We start from the raw sequence: 15,574 nt of genomic DNA, 5'->3' as shown, positions 1-15,574 counted from the left end.
ACTGCCGTTGATTTGTTTTATGCGGCTTCTTTTCCTTGCACTTATCTTTAAGTTTTCTTTTATTCTTCGGCGTTTTCCTGTTCTTTCTCCACCATTTCTTTGATCTTCAGGAGCCTGTCGTAGAAACATTCATAGGGCCTGATATTGCCATAGATTTTCAGTACAGTAAGATGTGTATCTACACATTGTGCCACATCATTGAGTTTTGTTCCCGGATAAAGCTCCAGGGACTGCGGTAGGTTTATGCCGGAAAAGTAATCTTCTAATTCAGGAACTGTCATTTGACAAAGGTAATACTAAAATGAAGCTCCTCCGGATAAATTTATCAAAAAGGAAGGGCCTTTCCTGAAGGGTACTTAGAGCTGTTGGTATTCCGGTAACTCAGGGCTAAACTGAAATTGCGCTGCGATATGGTCAATCCGGGCGTAACAATGCTTCAGCCCGTTGGTCACCACCAGCCATTTGGCTTTATAGACAGAATTGTAGCGGGATGCCTGGTCAAATACCGCTTGTGTGATGTTTACCGATGGGGCTTTGCATTCAATCACCATCAACCTTTCTCCGGAAGTGTTAAAAATAACGATGTCGCTTCTTTTTTGCAGTTGGTTCAGGTTCAGTCCCCCCTCAATCTGGATCAGTGTTTTGGGGAACTTTTTTTCAAGAATAAGATACTGAATGAAATGTTGCCTTACCCATTCTTCAGGGGTCAGGACAAGGTGTTTTCTACGGATTTCATCAAAGATAAAATGCCTGTTATCCTTCAGTGTAATTTTAAAAGGATACTCAGGAAGGTTCAATGCGGTAGGGGTAAATGCCATTTGTGCAAAAATAACCTTTAATATTTAGTTTTTAGCCGTTACATTTGGATAAATATATGAGTGCTGCCGACATAATCAAAGACATTAAAGCCAGAAAGTTTAAACCTGTTTACCTGTTACATGGTGAAGAGCCCTATTACATAGACCAGATTATTCATTATATGGAAGAGCATATTTTGACTGATATGGAAAAAGGGTTCAACCAAACGGTGCTCTATGGGAAAGATACAGATATGGCTGCTGTCATGAATGCGGCTAAACGCTATCCCATGATGTCAGATTACCAGCTGATCGTGGTGAAGGAAGCACAGGACCTGAAATGGGCCAAAGAAACCGAAGGAAGCAGTAAGGAAGCAGAGTTTGTTCAGAGTTATTTTGAAAAACCTATGCCCAGCACGATCCTCGTACTCGGGTATAAATATGCCAACTTTGACAAGCGGAAGAAAATTTATAAGTCGATCGATAAAAACGGACTGGTATTTCAGTCGGAACTGGTGCGCGATTATAAGCTTGCCGCCTGGATCGACGATTTTGTGAAAGAGAAAGGGTATAAGATTGCCCCTCAGGCCTCGGCCTTAATGGCTGAATACCTGGGTGCCGACCTTTCTAAGATCGCCAATGAGGTAGAGAAGCTAATGCTGAATATCGGCAAAGAAGTAACCATTGATACCGATCTGATCCAGAGAAATATAGGGATCAGTAAAGAATATAACGTTTTTGAATTGCAAAAAGCACTGGCAGTAAAGAACGTTTTGAAGTGCAATCAGATCATCAACTATTTTGCCGACAACCCGAAGGCCAATCCAATGGTGATGGTCATGGCCAACCTGAATGCTTATTTTTCCAAGATTCTCAAATATCATTATTTGCCGAATAAAGGAGATGCGGCAAAGGAGCTGGGCGTAAACCCCTATTTTGTAAAGGATTTTGAAACTGCAGCACGCAGTTACAGCCTGCCTAAAACTTTTGATATCATCAGCCTTTTGAGGGAGTATGACTTGAAAAGTAAAGGGGTAGACAGTACCGGAAACATCACGGACGGAGAGCTGTTGAAGGAATTACTCTTTAAAATGATCCATTAAAGGACAGCAAAAGGTAAACTTATCGTAGTGTAGGACAATTGTCAGTAAATTGTATAGGCCCTGGTATTGCTGAAGGGTTGGTAAGGGGTGCTGAGGTAATATACGTCGTCAACCCTACGTCAACCCCTCACCAACCCCTCAGCAACCTCGAATCTTATACAATTTTACTACTATGAGTTTACAAACTGCTAAGTCAGTCTTATTGTCCTTTAATTCTTAGATTTTAGTGAGAAGAAACGGCTTTTAATCCGATGATAGAACAGATCAGTGTCGTAATGAAAACAATACGCCAGAAGGTAGCCGGCTCCTGGAATACAAAAATCCCAACCAGTACTGTTCCTACTGCGCCGATCCCTGTCCACACTGCATAAGCAGTTCCGATGGGTAAGGTCTGTGTGGCCTTAATCAACAGCCCCATACTGATGACCAGACAAACTACGAAACCTGTTCCCCACATCAGGGCAGTGTTTCCTGTTGTTTCTTTCATTTTTCCAAGACAGGAAGCAAAAGCGACTTCAAAAAGGCCTCCTAAAATTAATAATATCCAGCTCATAATATTGGTGTTCTTTGTGTTTATTGGTTTGCATTACAGCATTAATTGCTGCTAAATTCTCCGACAAAGTTCCGCAATTGCTGTGGAAAGCAAACTAAACAAATGATAAGAAATTATCGGATCTCAGCCCTGATCCTGCTTAGAGAAACGGGAGTAATTCCCAGATAAGAGGCGATATAAGTCAGCTGAACCCTTTGCAGCAGTTCCGGCTGATGGTCCATCAGGTTTTTGTAGCGTTGGGTGGCATTGAGCAATAGCCTGGAAATGAGCCTTTCTTCTACGAGGATGATTTCTTTTTCCATCAGCTTTCGCCCCCAGTTGGCAATTTCTATATCGGTTTCATATAAAGCACCAAGGTGCCGGTGTTCCAGACGATAAAGGACCGTATCTTCCAGCAGCTCGATGCTTTCGTAGCCGGGAGTCTGGTTGATGTAACTATTGTAGGAAACCACAGCACTCCCTTCGGTCCCGAACCAAAAGGTAACATCACTGTCGTCGGTCCGGTAATAGGCCCTGGCAATTCCCGATTTGATGACATAAAGGGTAGGGTCCATTTCATGCTGACGAAACAGGAGATGGGATTTAGGGTAATGAACTTCCTCAAAAAGCTCGCACAGCTTTTCGGCTGAGGATTCAGAAATAGCAGCAATATCGGTAATGATCTTTTTGAGGGTTTCCATTCGTAGAGGTCGATGTTTCAGCAAATATAAAGATCTTACTTTAACGCCGCTGAAGCTTTAAATTTTTCAGGGCTCAGGCCCGTTTGTTTCTTGAAAAATCTGGAGAAATAGCCCGGATCTTCAAAATTGAGCTGATAGGCGATCTCTTTAATGGTATGGTCACTGCTGATCAGCCTTCTTTTGGCTTCCAGGATTACCCGGTTGTGGAGCAGCTGGGTGAGTGTTTTATGCATTTTCTCCAGCAGGATCTGGTTGAGCCTTTTTACGCTGATCCCCAGTTTGCCTGCGTAGAACGATGCTTTTCTTTCTGTTTCATAATGAGCATCCATCAGGAGAATAAACTGATATACACGTTTCTGGTTTACATCCTGATTTAAAAAAGCTTTCTGGTTGATCCTGATCAGGTTTAAGAGAAAAACCTTTAGCAATGATTTTAAAACGAGGTAAGTACCCATGGGTTGCCCGTATTCTTCCTTAATGAGCGCATAAAGGTGAACAAAACGTCCTACGGTAGCGACATCCAAAGGAATGAGTGAATATTGACCCTGTATGTTAAAGAGATTGAAAACATCAAGCGCATATTCTTTATCATCCTCGTCCAGGTAATCTCTTTTAAAGGCGATCAGGTAACCTTCTTTGTCTTTTATGGAGACAGGGGTAGCTCTGTACGGAGGAATCAGGTAAACGTATTGTCCTTCTTCAGGAGCTTGCGGATTGATATTTTCCTTGTACCTGAACCAGATCATTTCAAAGTATTCCTCGCGGTGGGCGCTTTGGAGATAACTTTCCGGACAATCGTTCAGTTGGTAAATAAGAAACTTTTCCGGATCAATCCGATGGGTAAACTTCATGGGTAAAGATAGTATTTTGATTATATTCTGAAAAGCAGCCTGCAGCATTCTCCTCCTGCAGGCCGCTGGTATATTGGCTTACATGACGTCGGCCATGGAGCCGATTTTAACTTTTTTGCCCGTTTCGCGTTCATACAATTCGGGAAGGAAAATACCAAGATTGCTCATTTCCTCATGACAATGTTTAAGCAATCCCGCCCCTACTTCATCAGGGTAAATCCTGCTGCGGGTTTCAAAATTGTTCTCCAGGTCGTTTCCCTCGAAACAACCCATCCAGAACCTGCTGCGCATTTCACAGCCATATGGCGTATCCCGGACAAAATGAAGCAGTTTGGCCACATAACCAGGTTCTCCGTCGAGGGCCAGACGGGCATGAATGGCCGTTACTCCGGCTGCTTCAAATTTACTGGTGTCCATGATCACTGAGGGGTCTAAGAAATTGATCCTGAGCTTATGGATTTCTTCGCCACCCAGACGCTCATGGGCAATATGCGTTCCCCCGATGTACTTGCCTGTACCACGTTCTCCGATCCAGTCGCTGAACACATGGTCTTCTTTATGCCACCAGGAATACTGTTCGGAGTTGTGTACATAGCCCACCCACCATTCGATCATTTCTTTAGTGATGTTCATCAGGCTGGAACGTGCGGCAATCACCAACAGTCCGTCTTCGTAACGTTTGTAACCGGCTTCAAAAGACAGGTAACCAGGTTTTAGCAGATCATTTGCTTCTTCAATTCTCATGATATTTATTTATTAAGGTTAAAATTATTGTTTACAATGTTGATGGTGCTTTTTCTGGCCTGGTAAAAGAGGCTTGCTGCAACCAGCGCAGCGATACCGGCGGCCATGAAAAAGGTGGTTTTGAGGTCCAGCGATAAGATTTCCATAAAGGAAGAGAGGAACTGGCCTCCAAAAATTCCCATGGAATAATAGCCGAGATTTCTTCCCCGGTTGGAGGCATCACTTTCTTCGAGTGTCAGGTGGTTGAGGAGGGGAACGGTAAAGCCAAATCCAATTCCTGTGGCCATCGCAGCAAGGATCAGGGATCCTGTATGGGCTGAAAAAGAAAACAAGAGGTGTGCCGCGACGAAGAAGGTAAAACCTGCTGCCAGCGTATATTTTGAGCCGATTTGTTTGATCAGGTAAGGCAACAGGCTTGCCGCACATACTGCAATTACCGAAATGAATGCCATGAAATAGCCAGTCAGCGAAGCGCTGAAACCAAAAGCCTGTGGGAGGTATTGTGGCAGGCCAACAACAACGATGAAGAACAGAACCATGGCCATGATTACGCAGGCCAGGATATGGATCATGTTTTTAGGGATAATCTCTGGCTGGAGCAGTTTCTCAGTTACTTTATTCACCTTGATCCCTGGAATGCCAATCCGGACCATAAACAGGCAAAAAAGGGCCATAAGATATATGAAAAAAGGGTATTGCCAATTCATTTCTGCCAGAATTCCTCCTATGCTCAGAAACAGCACTCCTCCTAATTCTATAGACATCCCCTGCCAGGCGATCATTTTTATGCGCTCTTCCTTTTCAAAGAAACAGGCAATAAGTGCGGTTGTGGAGGCTTGAATGGCAGCAGTCGCGGCACCCAGCAGAATGCGGTCTGCAATTAAGAGAATGGGATTGTTCAGCCATATTCCAATGACACCAAACAGGGCATACGGAACCAGTCCCCAGCACATGACCACGTAAGGGCCTTTACGGTCCATTATTTTTCCAATGATGGGTGCAAATAAGACAACCCCCAGCGCAGGTAAGGTGATTAACCAACCTGGATTGCGGGTAAAACCAAGATGTATGGAAACTTCTGTTAAAGATGGGGCAATCACTGTTCCTACCATAATGGTAAGACTGCTGCAAAGTAATAGGGCAAATATTCCTGTTTTTGATAGACTTTTCATTGCTGAGGTTTTAATGATCAACGATGCAAAAGTCAGGAAAGGGGGAGGGCGAATCTTGTACTATTCGCTAATGGTAATGCACTATTCGGAAACAGGTAATCTTTAGGGGGAAAAATAGGTGTTGACGATCTTCTGCTCAAAAATTGCATTTTAAAGATCGTTTCTGTTGATTATGGTGGGTATACAGATGAAAGGGCAATTCTTATCCGGCACTCCGGAAGGGTTTTGCTCCGTATCTTGTGCTTGATCAGTTTCCCGGTACCAGGCTCTATATGAGGTGTATCCTCGGTCTATACTCGGTGGAGACACGCTTGATAACGTGTAAACAGCGTGTAAGCAATGGGTAAATGTCCTGTGAACTGCAACTTAGCCCCGAGACAGGGATAAGGTTGGTATGACATTAATTTAAATAAAGCATTATGGCAAGAATTACAAATGGTGTATTGGGTGGTTTCAGTGGAAAGGTGGGCCCTGTGGTCGGTTATACTTTATATGGTGTAGACCGGATGAGGAGTTTACCGGAGCGGACTGCTCCGCCAACAGAGAATGAATTGAAAAGCAGAAGTCGGTTTAAGCTGGTACAAGATGTTTTAAATGTGGTTAAAGGGCTGGTAAAGGTTGGATTCAAAGATTATTGGACAAAGAGTGGAGGGATGCGTGCTGCACTTTCCTATAACAGACAATTGCCCTCAGAGCGGTGGAGGAAGGAGATTACATTGATCCGGCTGCGTTTAAAATCAGCGGTGGAAATCTGACTGGTTTAACAGGAGCTGCAGTTGTAGAGGAAGGAGAAGGACTGTTACGCTTTAACTGGGACCCTTCTTTTGTTGAAGGTGGTTCCTCTTATGATCAGATGATGCTGCTGGCGATAGATATGGAGGCTGGAAAGGCTTCCTTTCAAAGTACAGGTAATTTCAGAAGCAGCGGAACAGAGGTGCTGGTGCTTTCAGAAGATTTGATTGGAAAGGAAGTTGATATTTATATTGCTGTAGTGGCTAAAGACAGGTGTAGTCAGTCGGACAGCCAGTATCTGGGAAGGATGAAATTGTGCAAGGTCCGGAGCCGGTATTGAGAGAGGAAGGAGAAGCGCAGGAGGTGATTCCGGAAACGGAAATGAAGGATGCTCAACGAGACAATAGTGATGAAAGGGCGGGATTAACAGAGACGAAAGACATCGTTATGGACATCCAGGGATTTGTAAACCCGTTTTATGAAAGAGGGCCGTGATGAGATTTACTGTAAAAATGAGAAGCCATAATTTTGTGGCTCCTCATTTTCTTATTTGCAGCTGTATTCAGCAGTCGATGTAAATGATTGGGATTCGTATGGGGCAGATGTTGTATTGGTAAACTTGATGACATTTCCCTTTGCATCCTTTTCATAACTAAATATTAAGGATCTGCCAGGTAGGGTTCTTGTGATCTTGGTAGGCAAATTTTTTGATGGTTTTCCGAAATAGCGACTAAGTACTCCGGTCATGCTTTCCGGTAGATCTGAAATTGAAGGAATGAAGAAGTTCGACACCGCAATATCTGCTCCATAGCTGATATTAATGGTTGAAGTTGGATCTGGAGTTCCTCCTTTTTTCTCGATTTTAGTCAGATTTCCATTTGTATAAGAATAGACCATCGAATAATTTTCTCCTTGTTTGCCTATGTCCTTAACTTCCGATAAGTAGCCGTCTGTATTGTAGACATATACGATCTTATCTGTTTCTGAAATGTTTTCCTGACCGACCCTGCCTTTGTCATCCAGAACATAGTTGATATTGAACGTTTGAGATTTTCCCAGAGTTTGGGTGATATTTGTACTGGAGTAGGCATAAGTGACCTCATTTTTGTCGCTGGAGAGTGTTTTTACGACTCTTCCTTTGTCGTCATAAGTCAGTACGTCGGATAACTGAAATAGATTAGAGCTGAGGTTTGTTTTAATCATTTGACATGGTGCGGGAACTGGCGGATCGATGATGACAATGATTTCGTCCTTTTTTTTACAAGAGCTGACAGCCAGTATTGCTGAGCAGAGCGTTAAAATTAGTGTTCTTTTCATTTTGAGTGTTTAAGTAATTTTCTAAAATTGTAATAATTGGTTTTGTAATGCAAAGATTGTGTTTTGATTTCTTATAAGGCAACTGTTTGACTGCTCTTTTTAACTGATGTTACTGTTTTGTTTTATTTTTATGGTATTTTTATTTCATATAGAGTTATTTTATTAAAATTAAACCCTTTGTTGGATTTTTTTAACCTGATGAAGCGTTAAGACCTGCTAGTTTTGGTATGAGCAGGCATTTTCGTGACTTAGATATTAATGGATGGTGGTTTAAGTAATGAAGGAAAATAGGATAGAAAAAGATAAAGTTCATTTAATCGCTAACGATATAGGAGCGCTTTTTTATAGGAAATGGCAAAATGATACAAAATGGAGTGTTTTTGTGGCGGCTCCTGCCTGTCTTGTTTTTTTATTGGATGCTTCAGTATGATTCTTGGCGTTTCTTTAGGATTGTTTTTTATTTCACTCTTGCTGATAACTATTGTAGTGGTAGCGTTTGTCTGTGTTCCATACTTTGTGAGAAGAAAGTATATAAATCATCTCGTGAAAAGTATAGTTATTGAGAATGATACGGTTTCTTTAAAAACATACCGTTGGTTTACTTATAAATCAATATCAGCGTCTTCAAAAATCACAGAAGTGGAGGTTGAAAAATCTACCAGCGAAACTTTTTTTGACGGAAAAACTGTGTTTATATTAAAATTAAAAGACATAGAAGTAGACACATTCTATATAATTGAGGAGTTTTTTGATCATACTGTTAGTTTTTCAAAACTATTAAAATAAATAGCCTGGTTTGGTGCAAGCAGGAGACGAAGGAAATACCGGTAGAAGCTACTCCGTAAAAAATAAAATATGAATAGTGTGATTTTTTTCAGAGAAACAGCGGTTTAATCAATGGTGGCTGTGGCTTTAATACTTGCGGAACGCTGTATGTAAAAAATATTGATTCCCTGCTGTCGCCGGATGGAGGCCGATAGATATCTTAGGTAAATACCGTAAGAGATATCAGAAAATAATTAAAAGACATAAAATCGAGCCGTCAGCAACAGTTAAAAAGGGAAATATTGCTGTTGTCATTTATATGGTCTTTTCTTTTATAATATTTGGGTTGAGTATTTATTCAATGATCATGAGAAATCGTGGGCTTTTGTAGAACCCTTGTATGAAATTGGATATAGGCAACAGATCCTCTTTATTTTAGAACAATGATCGTATATGATTTCGGAGGTTCTGTGTTTTCTTTCGGGAATACCAGTCTGAGTCGCAATTCTTTCTTAGCGTAGTCTTTATATGCTTCTCCGCCGGGAACTTTGCCTGTTCCTGTTTCTTTATAACCAAGGCTAAGGATGTTTTTTTTGTAGGCAGCAAAGGCCTTCTCATCTGTTGTTGAAAGCTCAATCATATTTGAGCTTTTGTCCTTCACATAATCAAATTTTGAAATTTTATTGACGTAATCCGGACTGTCGTACTCAAATAAACGAAAATCGTCTGTTTCCGTTTTGTCGTAATAACTGTATTTGTGTACTTCTTTAATTTCCTTTCTAAAACTAGTTAAGTCCATTTCATTAAATTTTCTCAGTTGATCAATACTGATTTGCTGAGAAAAGGCTACGCTGGAAACACAAAGCAGAAGAGCTATAAGTAATATTTGCCTGTAATTTTTCATAAATGAACTAAATTTCTGGATGATGGTATTGATGTTGGAACGAATGTACAGTTTTAATTAATATTGGAGCCCGATTTGAGTTTAAAATGATTTTTTGGTCCGGGGAATTAATTTTGAATGTAATGTGGTATCTTTCCTGTATAAAAGGAGTAAAGAAATGAGTAATGAGGTTGTTTTTTGGGAAAAGCAAAAGTTTAACCAATGGTGGTTGTGGCTGATTTTGATCGGCTTAAACGGACTGTTTGTTTTTACGGCTTTTGAGCAGGTTGTAGTTGGGGAGAAGTTTGGGAATCTGTCATCAACGGATGTTGTACTTTTAGCAGGGACAGGGTTTATTTTCTTGCTGAACATCCTGTTCTTCAACTTCCGGCTGGAAACCAAAATTCAAACTGACGGGATTTATGTGAGGTTTTTTCCTTTTCATAGTTCCTTTAAACATTATTCCTGGGACAAGATCGACAGATCTTACATCAGACAATATAGCCCGCTTAGAGAATATGGAGGTTGGGGGATCAGGATTGGAACGGAAGGAAAAGCTTTTAATATTTCAGGAAATCAAGGATTACAATTGGAATTTAATGACCATGGGAGGTTACTTATCGGAACGAATAAACCGGAGGAGTTGAATACAGCATTGAATAAAATAGGACACCTTGCTTCCTAATCCATTCCCTTTTGTTAGTTTTGGACTATTAAATAATAGTCGCAAAATTGCCCGTTTAAATAAAGAATACCATGAATCATTGGCTCGTAAAAAGTGAACCCTTTAAATACAGTTGGGAAAAGTTTAACCAGGATGGAAGAACCTTCTGGGATGGGGTAAGAAACTACCAGGCGCGTAACAACCTGAAATTGATGAAAGAAGGTGACCTTGTTCTATTTTACCATAGCAATGAAGGAAAGAATGTGGTAGGAATTGCCAAAGTGGTAAGAGAGTTCTATCAGGACCCGACTACCGAAGATCCGAATTGGGTAGTGGTTGATTTAGCGCCTCTGGAAGCATTAAAAACACCAGTTACTTTAGAGCAGATCAAAGCAGAAGAAAGCTTAAAAGACATTTCATTAGTCAGACAAGGCCGTTTATCTGTGATGCAGCTGAAAGCAGAAGAGTTTGATAAAATCCTGGAAATGGGTTCTGTTTAATGTACTGCTGCTGTTTTTGCAGTTTTTTTCGCAGATAGCAATCCGATACTCATAATCAGGCTTGATCCCAGTACCACCAGGAACAGGAAAGCCGTACCTACCTCCGGGATCTTCAACTCCGGAGGCAGGTTAAAATACAATAAGATACTGATAAGCCCCCTCGGGGCGATAAAAGACTCTGTACCACTGTTTTCTTTTCTGAAAATCTTCAGGTAAACAAAACGGATGATAAAGACCGTAGCCAGGATAATCAGTCCGTTGGCAATCACAATGCCATCATTCAGCGCATAAATATTCATCGTAAATCCGAAGATCACAAAGAAAAAGGTCCGGATAATAAAGGCACTTTCTGCCGACAGCTGGTAGAGCTGTGTCAGGTCATTCGATAAATTCTTATAAATAAAGATGCTCCTGAAATAGGCATGTTTGATCGTGTCTGCATTGTTCAGGAACAAGCCAAAGGAAAGAATCAATACCAGTGAAGACAGGTGATAAGACTGTCCGATGGCATACACCATGATCAGAATTGAAATGATCAGGAAAAACTTAATATGGTGTGAAATCCTACCCATCAGGTACAATAGCGTAATGCAGGAAATGGCAGAAAGAATCAGGATCAATGTTGTGCTGAGCGCCAGGCCTGTAAAGGAGGAAGCTGAGATGTGCGGATTGGAGATCGCAAAGTTAAAGAGGATAATTCCCAGGATATCTGAAAAAGACGATTCGTAAATGATAAACTCCTTGCTTTTATTGCTCAATGCTGCTGCAGAAGGAATGGCAATGGCCGAGCTGATCACACTGAAAGGTATGGCGTTGGTAAAACACACGTACAGCTCTTTTCCGGTGATCTGATAGATGATAAAGGTAATGACCGATACTGTGGTGATCAGAATGAAAAAGGCCGACAGAAACGCTCCTTTGATCAGTTTGTTCTTCTCCCGTTCATATTTGAGTTCCAGAGAGCCCTCAAAAACGATCAGGATCAGTCCAACAGTCCCCAGTGTAGGCAGAATCGTTAGAAAATTAAAGGTATGCAGCTGAAGGTTATCGACGAGGACACGTAACCCGATTCCTAAAAGCAGGAGCAGGAGCACAGAAGGCAATTTGGTCTTACTGGCAACGAGGTCAAAGAGGTAAGAAAAGATGACGAGTCCGCTTAAAATAATCAGTGTCGTGTATGTCGTCATATTTCCTTTTCTTTAATAACGGATTTCCGCGGAGATGGTTTTAATCTTCAAAGAACAAAGCTTTAAGTTCTTTAGCATCATTGGCTTTCATTTTTCCGCCAAGGATCAGGCGCAGCTGCCTTCTTCTTAAAGCTCCGGCAAATAACTCTATTTCTTCCGGACTCTCCGGGCTAAGCTCAGGAACAGGAATGGTCCTTCCGCTTTGGTCTACCGCCACAAAAGTATAATAGGCCTCATTAGATTTTACACGGCTTCCGGAAGGAATATTTTCTGCCCATACATCCAGTCTCACTTCTACAGAAGTATTGAATGCACGGGTTACCTTTGCTTCAATCGTAATTACATCACCCAGTTTGATTGGTTGTTTAAACGATACATTATCCACAGATGCGGTAACCACAATCCTGTTGCAATGTTTTTGAGCAGAAATAGCGGCAGCAATGTCCATCCAGTGAAGCAATCTGCCTCCCATTAAATTGTTCAGTGTATTGGTATCATTCGGCAATACCAATTCATTCATGATGGTGAAAGATTCTTTCGGGCTTTTTATTTTTGTGCTCATAGCTGCTGCAAAAGTAAGTAAAAATGAGTTACCAGAGAAAAGCCGTAATCCCCAGGCCAAAGGTCAGGTGGTTAAACCTGGTTTTATTGTAGTCGGGAGGAAGGGGTTCGTAGATGTAATGTCCATCGTCGTCGATATCCTGAAGACCCTGCATATCAAACTTATGCGCAGAATTAAAGTAAGTCGTATATGCTTTGATGGCTGTATTTCTGCCAATTCTTTTTTGGATACCCATTCCGGCCGACCAGCTGAAGGCTGCCCTTGGTTTATACTTCAGGTAAGGCAATTCCGCCGTTCCGTATTCTTTCTGGTATTCCTCTTTGATGTTTAAAATAATGTTTCCGTTACTTCCGGACGACAGACCCGCGTTTAATTTTGCCGTCACAAACCAGTTGTTGGCTAAAGGCAGACTGAAATAAGGACCAATGTTCAAATACCTTACCCCAAGTGCCTGTGTAAATAAGCCATTGCTGATTTCCCCCAGTTCCGGGCCCAGGTCTACTTTATCTGAGTTTAAAGGAAAACTGGTGAAAGCGAACTCACCACCAATCCCGAAGTTTTTGTTGATAAACCAGGCACCTTCCAGTCCGTAGTTAAATCCGTCTTTCGTACGAATGTCCCCGGGCTCTTCCATGGTCATGTCTTTACTGGTAGCCGTAGCATAACCAAGGTGCATTTCAATGAAACTTGGCTTCGCCTGAATCGGAACAGGATTGCGTTTAACCGGTTCATTCATCCCTCTGTTTTTGAAAATCTGATCGGTAATCAGGTAGCCGAGTTCAGTAGAAATGATCCCCACACCGGCTCCTGCGAGTACATCTGTTACCCAATGTCTGTTGTTTAGTCCCCTGCCCAAAGCGGTTGCCGTAGCCATCGCATAGCCGGCAACACCATAGAGCGGATGTGAATATTGGCCGTATTCCTTGTCCAGAACGGTCGCATTCATAAAGGCCATGGCCGTATGTCCCGAAGGAAAGGAGTTCTTTGAACTGGCATCTGGCCGTTCCACCCTTGAGGTGTGTTTTACCCCATTTACAATGGCGCCCATAATTCCGATGGAAAAAGCATAGGAAACAAAAGCCCTTTTAGGCGTATGTTTTCCTTTTACGCCAGCCATATTCAGTGCCACCACTGCCGCAGCCGGAGCATATTGCATGTAATCGTCAAACTTATACCTGAAAGCAGGAATAAACCGGTTTCTCACTTCCCTGATCTCCTTACGATGGGGCCAGGTTAGGGCTGTTGCACCAAACATGAGTAAAGGAACGGTCGATTTCTTAACAAAGGTACTTTTCCAAAAAGTGTTGACAACGGGTTGTTGTAAAGTGCTGTCTGCATATTGTGCTTTTCCAGCTAAACTGAAGAAACTAAGGCATCCGGTGAATAAGAGCGGGTAAAAATGGCGTCTGAATTGCATTTATAAATGGTAAAAAACTTTAACGGGCTAATCCACCTGAAATTGCTGTGATTAGCGAATAAAATTAATTTTCGTCAAAGATAACGGAATTCTTTAAAGGCTGATAAACAAATTATAAGCCTTGCTGTTATTGTTAAACATGGACAATCAAACGCTGATACAGTACTTTCACTGGTACTACAATGAGGAAGAAAAATTATGGGTTAAAGCGAAAAATGAGGCGGAAACACTTGCAGGAATTGGAATTACTGCCATCTGGTTTCCTCCGGCCTATAAAGCCAATTCCGGCGCAGCCTCTGTTGGCTATGATCCTTACGACCTCTATGATCTCGGTGAGTTTGATCAAAAGAACAGCATAGAAACCAGATACGGATCGAAAGCGGCTTACCAGGAAGCAATCCGGGTGTTGCAGGACAAAGGGATTGCAGTGATCGCCGATGTGGTCTTTAACCATAAAGCAGGAGGAGATGAACTCGAAAAGATGATGGTTAGAACGGTAAATCCCGAAAACAGGGAAGAATTCACCTCCGAAGCCTATGAGATTGAAGCCTGGACAAAATTTAACTTTCCGGGAAGGAAAGGGCAATATTCGGCATTTATCTGGAACAAGGACTGCTTTAGCGGAATCGACTGGGCTGAAGACCGGAAGGAAACAGGCATCTATTCCATTCAGAACGAATATGGGGAAGGTTGGGAAGAGGTTCCTTCAACAGAGCTTGGGAATTATGATTACCTGATGTACAACGATGTCGAGTTCAGAAACCCTGAAGTCAGGGCAGACCTGAAATGCTGGGGCGAATGGTATGTAAATACCTGCGGAATGAGGGGCTTCCGGCTGGATGCAGTGAAACACATTTCTACCGACTTTCTGACCGACTGGTTGGACCATATGAAAAATGCTTTCCCGGAAGGATTCTTTGTCGTGGCCGAAAACTGGAACATCGAAAGCCTGGAACAATTGCAGCAGTATCTGGAACTGACGGAAGGAAGAATGCAGTTGTTTGATTCGCTTCTTCACCGGAATTTTCATCTTGCTGCGGAAGAAAGAGAAAATTACGACCTGACTAAAATATTTGAAGATACCCTCGTTCAAACACATCCGCTGTTAACGGTTACTTTTGTGGACAACCACGATTCTCAGCCATTACAGGCATTGGAGTCTTATGTGGAATTGTGGTTCCGCCCAATGGCTTATGCTTTAATCCTGCTACGGGAACAGGGAATTCCCTGTGTGTTTTACCCTGACCTTTATGGCGCAACTTATACCGATGAAGATAAAGAAGGAGAGGAGCAGGAAGTCAGTCTTCCGGTCTTGTCTGGCCTGGTGGAAATGATTAAAATCAGAAAAGGCCTGGCCTATGGTCTACAAAGGGATTACCTTGATTTTCCCAATTGTATTGGCTGGACAAGGGAAGGAATTGCAGACCAGGTAGGTTCTGGATTAGCGGTATTGCTGAGCAATGGAGCAGAGGGCTTCAAAGCCATAGAAATGGGGGTTCAGCATGCAGGCCGGGTCATGGTGGATGCAATCGGAGGCAGAACAGAAGAAGTCAGTGTAAATGACGAGGGATGGGCAGAATTCTTCTGCAACGCAGAAAGCCTTTCGGTATGGGTGTTTAAGCAGAAATAACTGTTTAAGCAGGAATA

The 15,574-nt window shown here is 42.1% G+C and carries 20 protein-coding genes; 8 read left to right on the top strand and 12 right to left on the bottom strand.

Annotated features, from left to right (window positions below; genetic code table 11):
* Window positions 1–59: 59 nt before the first annotated feature.
* On the bottom strand, window positions 60–281 hold the full coding sequence (locus DBR43_RS21605) for a DUF6965 family protein (protein ID WP_124584585.1): 222 nt from the start codon (window positions 279–281) through the stop codon (window positions 60–62).
* A gap of 75 nt (window positions 282–356) precedes the next feature.
* Window positions 357–818 (bottom strand): type I restriction enzyme HsdR N-terminal domain-containing protein, encoded by a 462-nt coding sequence (locus DBR43_RS21600; protein ID WP_124584583.1) that lies wholly within the window; start codon window positions 816–818, stop codon window positions 357–359.
* Window positions 819–874: 56 nt separating this feature from the next.
* Here DBR43_RS21600 and holA point away from each other — a divergent pair, with 56 nt between their 5' ends.
* On the top strand, window positions 875–1,900 hold the full coding sequence (gene holA / locus DBR43_RS21595; protein WP_124584581.1) for a DNA polymerase III subunit delta: 1,026 nt from the start codon (window positions 875–877) through the stop codon (window positions 1,898–1,900).
* Window positions 1,901–2,123: 223 nt separating this feature from the next.
* Here the strand turns inward: holA and DBR43_RS21590 are convergent, their stop codons facing one another.
* From DBR43_RS21590 to DBR43_RS21570, 5 genes are all read right to left on the bottom strand, one after another.
* On the bottom strand, window positions 2,124–2,453 hold the full coding sequence (locus DBR43_RS21590) for a DMT family transporter (protein WP_124584578.1): 330 nt from the start codon (window positions 2,451–2,453) through the stop codon (window positions 2,124–2,126).
* A gap of 113 nt (window positions 2,454–2,566) precedes the next feature.
* Entirely contained in the window at window positions 2,567–3,133 is a 567-nt protein-coding gene (locus DBR43_RS21585; RefSeq protein WP_124584576.1) for a Crp/Fnr family transcriptional regulator, read from the bottom strand.
* 35 nt (window positions 3,134–3,168) lie between these two features.
* Window positions 3,169–3,984, bottom strand: coding sequence for a helix-turn-helix domain-containing protein (locus DBR43_RS21580; RefSeq protein WP_124584574.1), 816 nt, complete (start codon window positions 3,982–3,984; stop codon window positions 3,169–3,171).
* Window positions 3,985–4,062: 78 nt separating this feature from the next.
* Entirely contained in the window at window positions 4,063–4,728 is a 666-nt protein-coding gene (locus DBR43_RS21575) for a DAPG hydrolase family protein (RefSeq protein ID WP_124584572.1), read from the bottom strand.
* A gap of 5 nt (window positions 4,729–4,733) precedes the next feature.
* Entirely contained in the window at window positions 4,734–5,900 is a 1,167-nt protein-coding gene (locus DBR43_RS21570; protein ID WP_124584570.1) for an MFS transporter, read from the bottom strand.
* A gap of 419 nt (window positions 5,901–6,319) precedes the next feature.
* On the opposite strand from DBR43_RS21570, the gene DBR43_RS33455 reads away from it, so the two are divergent.
* The 3 genes from DBR43_RS33455 to DBR43_RS21555 are packed head-to-tail and all read left to right on the top strand — an operon-like array spanning window position 6,320 to window position 7,127.
* Window positions 6,320–6,655, top strand: a complete 336-nt coding sequence (locus tag DBR43_RS33455; protein ID WP_124584568.1) for a DUF6266 family protein — start codon at window positions 6,320–6,322, stop codon at window positions 6,653–6,655.
* Window positions 6,598–6,972 carry a DUF6266 family protein gene (locus tag DBR43_RS21560; protein ID WP_124584566.1) on the top strand — a complete coding sequence of 125 codons (375 nt, stop codon included), beginning with the start codon at window positions 6,598–6,600 and terminating at the stop codon, window positions 6,970–6,972. The genes DBR43_RS33455 and DBR43_RS21560 overlap by 58 nt, the downstream gene beginning before the upstream one ends.
* On the top strand, window positions 6,948–7,127 hold the full coding sequence (locus tag DBR43_RS21555; RefSeq protein WP_124584564.1) for a hypothetical protein: 180 nt from the start codon (window positions 6,948–6,950) through the stop codon (window positions 7,125–7,127). Before DBR43_RS21560 ends, DBR43_RS21555 begins: the two co-directional genes overlap by 25 nt.
* 51 nt (window positions 7,128–7,178) lie before the next feature.
* Here the strand turns inward: DBR43_RS21555 and DBR43_RS21550 are convergent, their stop codons facing one another.
* On the bottom strand, window positions 7,179–7,949 hold the full coding sequence (locus tag DBR43_RS21550; RefSeq protein ID WP_124584562.1) for a DUF4595 domain-containing protein: 771 nt from the start codon (window positions 7,947–7,949) through the stop codon (window positions 7,179–7,181).
* Window positions 7,950–8,492: 543 nt separating this feature from the next.
* On the opposite strand from DBR43_RS21550, the gene DBR43_RS21545 reads away from it, so the two are divergent.
* Window positions 8,493–8,735 (top strand): hypothetical protein, encoded by a 243-nt coding sequence (locus tag DBR43_RS21545; RefSeq protein ID WP_124584560.1) that lies wholly within the window; start codon window positions 8,493–8,495, stop codon window positions 8,733–8,735.
* Window positions 8,736–9,144: 409 nt separating this feature from the next.
* On the opposite strand, the gene DBR43_RS21540 is transcribed toward DBR43_RS21545, so the two are convergent.
* Window positions 9,145–9,513, bottom strand: a complete 369-nt coding sequence (locus tag DBR43_RS21540; protein ID WP_124584558.1) for a hypothetical protein — start codon at window positions 9,511–9,513, stop codon at window positions 9,145–9,147.
* A 262-nt stretch (window positions 9,514–9,775) separates the two neighbouring features.
* Here DBR43_RS21540 and DBR43_RS21535 point away from each other — a divergent pair, with 262 nt between their 5' ends.
* Window positions 9,776–10,282 carry a hypothetical protein gene (locus DBR43_RS21535; protein ID WP_124584556.1) on the top strand — a complete coding sequence of 169 codons (507 nt, stop codon included), beginning with the start codon at window positions 9,776–9,778 and terminating at the stop codon, window positions 10,280–10,282.
* 71 nt (window positions 10,283–10,353) lie between these two features.
* Window positions 10,354–10,761 carry an EVE domain-containing protein gene (locus DBR43_RS21530; protein ID WP_124584554.1) on the top strand — a complete coding sequence of 136 codons (408 nt, stop codon included), beginning with the start codon at window positions 10,354–10,356 and terminating at the stop codon, window positions 10,759–10,761.
* On the opposite strand, the gene DBR43_RS21525 is transcribed toward DBR43_RS21530, so the two are convergent.
* The 3 genes from DBR43_RS21525 to DBR43_RS21515 are packed head-to-tail and all read right to left on the bottom strand — an operon-like array spanning window position 10,758 to window position 13,927.
* On the bottom strand, window positions 10,758–11,948 hold the full coding sequence (locus DBR43_RS21525; RefSeq protein WP_124584552.1) for a sodium:proton antiporter: 1,191 nt from the start codon (window positions 11,946–11,948) through the stop codon (window positions 10,758–10,760). The two genes, DBR43_RS21530 and DBR43_RS21525, sit on opposite strands and share 4 nt — an antisense overlap.
* A 40-nt stretch (window positions 11,949–11,988) precedes the next feature.
* Window positions 11,989–12,510, bottom strand: a complete 522-nt coding sequence (locus DBR43_RS21520; protein ID WP_124584550.1) for an acyl-CoA thioesterase — start codon at window positions 12,508–12,510, stop codon at window positions 11,989–11,991.
* 28 nt (window positions 12,511–12,538) lie between these two features.
* Entirely contained in the window at window positions 12,539–13,927 is a 1,389-nt protein-coding gene (locus DBR43_RS21515; protein ID WP_124584548.1) for a phosphatase PAP2 family protein, read from the bottom strand.
* A 139-nt stretch (window positions 13,928–14,066) separates the two neighbouring features.
* Between DBR43_RS21515 and DBR43_RS21510 the strand changes: the two genes are divergently transcribed.
* Window positions 14,067–15,557 (top strand): alpha-amylase, encoded by a 1,491-nt coding sequence (locus DBR43_RS21510; protein WP_124584546.1) that lies wholly within the window; start codon window positions 14,067–14,069, stop codon window positions 15,555–15,557.
* Window positions 15,558–15,574 lie beyond the last annotated feature (17 nt).

The sequence above is a fragment of the Pedobacter sp. KBW06 genome (genome assembly GCF_003852525.1).
Lineage (GTDB): Bacteria > Bacteroidota > Bacteroidia > Sphingobacteriales > Sphingobacteriaceae > Pedobacter.
Note: the sequence above shows the minus strand (reverse complement) of the source record. Positions and strands in the feature narration are given on the sequence as shown.

Bases quoted from the DNA above. Each gene is read 5' to 3' on its own strand.
- DBR43_RS21605 (WP_124584585.1), bottom strand. From the start codon at position 281: ATGACAGTTCCTGAATTAGAAGATTACTTTTCCGGCATAAACCTACCG.
- DBR43_RS21600 (WP_124584583.1), bottom strand. From the start codon at position 818: ATGGCATTTACCCCTACCGCATTGAACCTTCCTGAGTATCCTTTTAAA.
- holA (WP_124584581.1), top strand. From the start codon at position 875: ATGAGTGCTGCCGACATAATCAAAGACATTAAAGCCAGAAAGTTTAAA.
- DBR43_RS21590 (WP_124584578.1), bottom strand. From the start codon at position 2,453: ATGAGCTGGATATTATTAATTTTAGGAGGCCTTTTTGAAGTCGCTTTT.
- DBR43_RS21585 (WP_124584576.1), bottom strand. From the start codon at position 3,133: ATGGAAACCCTCAAAAAGATCATTACCGATATTGCTGCTATTTCTGAA.
- DBR43_RS21580 (WP_124584574.1), bottom strand. From the start codon at position 3,984: ATGAAGTTTACCCATCGGATTGATCCGGAAAAGTTTCTTATTTACCAA.
- DBR43_RS21575 (WP_124584572.1), bottom strand. From the start codon at position 4,728: ATGAGAATTGAAGAAGCAAATGATCTGCTAAAACCTGGTTACCTGTCT.
- DBR43_RS21570 (WP_124584570.1), bottom strand. From the start codon at position 5,900: ATGAAAAGTCTATCAAAAACAGGAATATTTGCCCTATTACTTTGCAGC.
- DBR43_RS33455 (WP_124584568.1), top strand. From the start codon at position 6,320: ATGGCAAGAATTACAAATGGTGTATTGGGTGGTTTCAGTGGAAAGGTG.
- DBR43_RS21550 (WP_124584562.1), bottom strand. From the start codon at position 7,949: ATGAAAAGAACACTAATTTTAACGCTCTGCTCAGCAATACTGGCTGTC.
- DBR43_RS21540 (WP_124584558.1), bottom strand. From the start codon at position 9,513: ATGGACTTAACTAGTTTTAGAAAGGAAATTAAAGAAGTACACAAATAC.
- DBR43_RS21535 (WP_124584556.1), top strand. From the start codon at position 9,776: ATGAGTAATGAGGTTGTTTTTTGGGAAAAGCAAAAGTTTAACCAATGG.
- DBR43_RS21530 (WP_124584554.1), top strand. From the start codon at position 10,354: ATGAATCATTGGCTCGTAAAAAGTGAACCCTTTAAATACAGTTGGGAA.
- DBR43_RS21525 (WP_124584552.1), bottom strand. From the start codon at position 11,948: ATGACGACATACACGACACTGATTATTTTAAGCGGACTCGTCATCTTT.
- DBR43_RS21520 (WP_124584550.1), bottom strand. From the start codon at position 12,510: ATGAGCACAAAAATAAAAAGCCCGAAAGAATCTTTCACCATCATGAAT.
- DBR43_RS21515 (WP_124584548.1), bottom strand. From the start codon at position 13,927: ATGCAATTCAGACGCCATTTTTACCCGCTCTTATTCACCGGATGCCTT.
- DBR43_RS21510 (WP_124584546.1), top strand. From the start codon at position 14,067: ATGGACAATCAAACGCTGATACAGTACTTTCACTGGTACTACAATGAG.